General features: G+C 75.2%; 4 protein-coding genes. 3 read left to right on the top strand and 1 reads right to left on the bottom strand.

Annotated elements, in window-relative coordinates; genetic code table 11:
* The first annotated feature begins 318 nt into the window (after positions 1 to 318).
* From ACZ5NJ_RS37665 to ACZ5NJ_RS37655, 3 genes are read left to right on the top strand one after another with little or no spacing between them, the layout of a single operon-like run.
* Entirely contained in the window at positions 319 to 735 is a 417-nt protein-coding gene (locus tag ACZ5NJ_RS37665) for a hypothetical protein (RefSeq protein WP_468771287.1), read from the top strand.
* Positions 732 to 2,165, top strand: a complete 1,434-nt coding sequence (locus ACZ5NJ_RS37660; protein WP_468771285.1) for a mobilization protein — start codon at positions 732 to 734, stop codon at positions 2,163 to 2,165. Before ACZ5NJ_RS37665 ends, ACZ5NJ_RS37660 begins: the two co-directional genes overlap by 4 nt.
* A gap of 24 nt (positions 2,166 to 2,189) precedes the next feature.
* Complete coding sequence (locus ACZ5NJ_RS37655; RefSeq protein WP_468771283.1) at positions 2,190 to 3,446, top strand: hypothetical protein; 1,257 nt, start codon at positions 2,190 to 2,192, stop codon at positions 3,444 to 3,446.
* Between the two features lie 425 nt (positions 3,447 to 3,871).
* On the opposite strand, the gene ACZ5NJ_RS37650 is transcribed toward ACZ5NJ_RS37655, so the two are convergent.
* Positions 3,872 to 4,078, bottom strand: coding sequence for a hypothetical protein (locus ACZ5NJ_RS37650; RefSeq protein WP_468771281.1), 207 nt, complete (start codon positions 4,076 to 4,078; stop codon positions 3,872 to 3,874).
* Between the last annotated feature and the right edge of the window lie 275 nt (positions 4,079 to 4,353).

Genomic DNA, 4,353 nt, shown 5'->3' with positions numbered 1-4,353 from the left:
GGGGTGGTGTGGTGGTGGGTGTGGGGGTGTGGCGGGGTGTGTGGGTGGGGTTGGTGCGGTTTTCCCGGGCGCGGGTTGGTGTGGCCGGGGTGGTTGGGGGGCGGGGTGTCGGGGGGTGTGGGGTGTCGCTGGTTGGGGTGGTGTCGGGGTGTGTGGGCCGGTTTCGCGGTGGCCTGGGTGCGGGCTGCTGGGAGGATTTTTCATGCATTAGAAATTGGCAGCCAGTTAGTGCGTACTGGAACAGTACGGGCTGACTGACCCCCTTTTCGGTCCGGTCGTATTCGCCGGGTCCGTCGGGTGTTTTGGGAGCGTGTTTCGGTGGGTGTCGAGGGGATGGGTGAGGGGGTGCGGCGGCGTGAGCGGCTGACGTCCGCGCCGCGGGGGCGGCGGGTGAATCTGTCGTTCAACGACGCGGAGCTGGAGGTGGTCCGGCAGGCGGCCGGTCGGGAGGGGATGTCGCCGGCGTCGTGGGCGGGCCGTGCGGTGATGGCGGTCGCGCAGGAGGTGTTGGTGCCGGTCTCCAGGGATGCCGGGGATGTGCTGCGGGAGCTGGTCGCGGCGCGGGTGCATCTGCGGGAGACGGTCGCCGCGCTCCGGGCCCTGACCCCCCAGGCGCCGTCCGGCGCCGGCGTGCCCGGTGCGGTCGAAGGCGTGCTCCAGGAGGTGTTGGCGGCGGTCGCGCGGGTGGACGCCGCGACGTGCGCGGTGATGCGGGAGAGGCGTCCGCGCGCGTGATGCCGAAGAAGGCGGAGAGCGGTTCGACGACGATCGATCTCCTGGACTACCTCTTCGGTCCGGGCGAGCGTGACGAGCACGTCGACCCACATCTCGTCGGGGGCTGGGATCCGGATCTGTCGTGCCCGGCCCGCGAGCCCGGGCGGATGACGCTCGCGGATCTGGCGCTGCTCCTGGACGCCCCTGTGGAGGCCCTGCGCGGCGAGCGGCCGGGCGAGCACGTGTGGCACGTCTCGGTCCGCAACCACCCCGACGACCGGCTCCTGTCGGACGCCGAATGGGCGGAGGTCGCCGCCGCCATGGTGGCCGCGGCCGGGATCGCCGGAAGGGGGGACGAGCGGGCCTGCCGGTGGATCGCGGTGCGGCACGCCACCGACCACATCCACATCGTCGCGACCCTCGCCCGCCAGGACGGCCGGCATCCGCGCATGCGCGGGGACATCCTCGCCATGCACACCGCCGCCCGCGCCTTCGAGGCCCGTTGGGGGCTTACGCCGATGTCGCCGTTGGACCGCACCGCGCGCCGACGGCCGGTGACCGGGGAGGCGGAGAAAGCGGCCCGGCGCGGCCTTCAGGAGACCGCGCGGGAGTCGTTGCAGCGCACCGTCCGCCAGGTCGCCGCGCTCGCCCGCACCGACGCGGACTTCCTGGAGCGGCTGCGGGATGCGGGGCTGCGGGTGCGCGAGCGCCGGGACGATGCCGGTGTCCTCGTCGGGTATGCGGTGGCGCTGCCCGGTGACCGGGCGGACGGCGGCATGCGCCCGGTCTGGTTCCCGGGTTCGAAGCTCGCCTACGACCTGTCCCTGCCCAGGGTCCGCGACCGCTACGAACCCGATGTCGCTCCGGCCGACTGGGCGCTGGCCGAGGCGCGGATCCGGGAGGCGTCCGCACTGCTGGGCCGCGCGGGGCAGACGGAGGGCGCGGGCGATGTCGCCGCCCTGGGCGACCTCCTGGCGGTGGCCGCCGCGCACGCCCCGGCCCTGGTCCGTGACCGGGTGAGGGCGGCGGCGGACGCCTTCGAGCAGGCCGCCCGCGCCCCGGGGGCCCGCTCGCTGGAGGGCCGGGCGCGGGCCGGCTGGCGGGCGTCGGCGCGCGCGTTGGAGCGGGCGCCGCGCGCCGGGCGGGGCGGAGGCGCCCAGGTGGTGCTCACGCTGCTGCTCGCGCTCGTGGAGGCCGTGGAGGCCGCCGCCTCCTGGCACCGCGCGCAGGAGTACCGGGCGCAGGCGAAGGCCGCCGCCGACGCGGCCGTCCTGCTGCGGGAGGCGGCCCACCTGGCCGGGGCCCCGGCACCGGGGCCGACGTCGCGCACCGCGCGCATGACGGCCAGGCCGCACCGTGGCCTGCCGCCCGTCCCGCCCGTTACCGGTGTGCCACCCCGCCCGCGCCCGGGGCAGGGCCCGGACCGCCCGGGCCCCTCCCGTACGCGCTGAGCCCCACCGAGGGAGACCCCGCTCATGACGTCCGGATACCCGCCCCTGCCCGAACCGTTCTCCGAGGCCCTCGGCGAGGCGGCACAGACCGCCGCGACAGCCTTCCGGCTGCTGCTGACGATCTCCGACGCGGTGCGCCGCGCCGCTCAGAAACTGCGCCAAGGCCAGGAGGAAGAACTCACCGAAGCGGAGGAGAAGCTCGCCCCGGGCTGGGCCGCCGACACGCTGCGCCCGCTCCTCGACCGGGGCGTGCTGGAAGGGCTGACGGCGGATCCGGGCTGGCCCGCGATGGCCGGCCAGCTGGTGCTGCTGCAGAAAGCCGGAGTCGACCTGAGCACGTTCCTCCCGCAGGTCGGGCAGGTCACCCAGACCGTCTACCGGGCGGTCGAGGCCAACCAGGCCCGGATCAGCGCGGAAGGCACCGACCGGTGGGCGGAGCTGCTGCGCAAGACGATGCCCGAGGGCCTGGTCCGCGACGCGATCCTCGCCTCCCCGGCCTGGCCGGACATGGCCGCCAAGATGGCCCTCCTCGACCGGCAAGGCATCGACGTCGCCGGGTTCCTGACGGCCGCGCACGGCCAGGGCACCGGCGTCGACCGGGCGGTGGCCGCCCTCCTGGCCCAGCCCGGAGCCGCCGCCCCGGCAGCCGCAGATGCGGCCGCGGCCGGGGTGCCCGCCGCACGGCCCGCCCCCGCCCCTGCTGTTCCCGACCCCGTCCCGGCCCGGGAGCCGGTGGCGGTGAGCGCGGACGCCCGCGCGATGTGGGGGCCGCTGACCGAAGGCCTCGCCGTACCGAACGACCTGGACCTGTCCGACCGGGGCGCCGCCCTTGAACGACTCGGTGTCGGCGCGGCGGCCAACAGCCGGCTGGTGGCCATCACCACCGAGCACATCGGCTCCGAACGGGAGACGGCCCTGCTGGTCTCCACCCGGGCCTGGCCCCTCCTCGCGGCCCGCATGGCCCACGTCGCCCGCGGCCCGGAAGGCGAGCAAGGCCTACGCGAGCGGTTGAAGGCCGGCCTGGTGGACACCACGACCTGGCAACAGGGCCCGCCCGCCGAACTCACGGGCCGCATGGTCGGCCAGGTCCTGCGCGCCCTGACCACCCCGCCCGGCGTCCCGGTCCCCGACGGCCCCCGCGTCTCCGCCGCCGCCGCCCGTTCCCGCTCCACCACCACCCCCACCGGCGCCGCCCCCGGCCAGGCCGCGCCCGCCGAGCCGGCCGTCGCCGCGCACCGTCGGCAGGCCGCGCCCGCCACCGGCAAGAGCCGCGCGCGGTGACGGCGGCGCAGGCCGCCGTGTCGGCCCTCTCGTGGACGTGATCCCGTCCTCCAGGTCCCTTCAGTCCCGCTGGACCGGGTCACCTCCCGCGCGAAGCCCGAGAGGCCCAGGCGGATCGCTTTCACCCGTGGATACGGGAGTGCTCCCACCGTAAGAGCGGTTCCCTATGTGGAAGCGGCCCCCGGACCCGGTAACGGATAGCCGACCGGCTTGTGGACGCTGACCTGCCGGTTCCCGCGCCCACTCCACTCCCGCCGCCGGGCCGGACGCCGTCGACCCCGGCGCTGCTGCGCCCGGGCGGGGTTCCCGGATGCGGGAACCGTGCTGCCCCCGGTGATCGACGTGTCCCATATATGGGAACGCCCCAGGTGAGTTCGTAGACGCCGGGCGCGACCCGTACCCCCTTCACACGGCGGAGCCGCTGCCTAGGGGGTCGGGCCCTGGGGCTGCCTGCGCAGGTAGGTTTGCCGGTCGCGCTTCATCTGGCGCCGGTAATAGATGCGCTCGGCCCACTTCGGGGTGAGCGCCTCGATCATGCCGTCGGCGCGCATGGTGACCACGCGGAAGACAGCCAGGCCTACCCAGGCCGTGAACACGCCGACCAGTCCCGTCTGTGCCCAGGCCCAGTTCATGAGGACTCCCTTGTGTGTCGTCGGCGGCACAGTAGCGGCTGGGGCAGACAGCGAGTCCCCGTTCCCCAGACGGGTAGTCCATACGGGTCTGCCTGAGGTGTTCGAGTGTGAGCCGGGCACCGTCGACACGGCGTGGCTGTGCGCCCGGGCGGCTTGTGGTCAGTGAGCGGGCAGGTGGCGGGGGGGGGGGGAGGGGGGGGGGGGGGGGGGGGGGGGGGGACCCCGGGGCAAAGAAGAGAAGGGAGGGGCAAGAGGGGGGGGGGGGACCCCTTTGG

The sequence above is a fragment of the Streptomyces sp. NPDC032091 genome, assembly GCF_055580265.1.
This window is presented reverse-complemented; position numbering and strand designations above follow the sequence as displayed.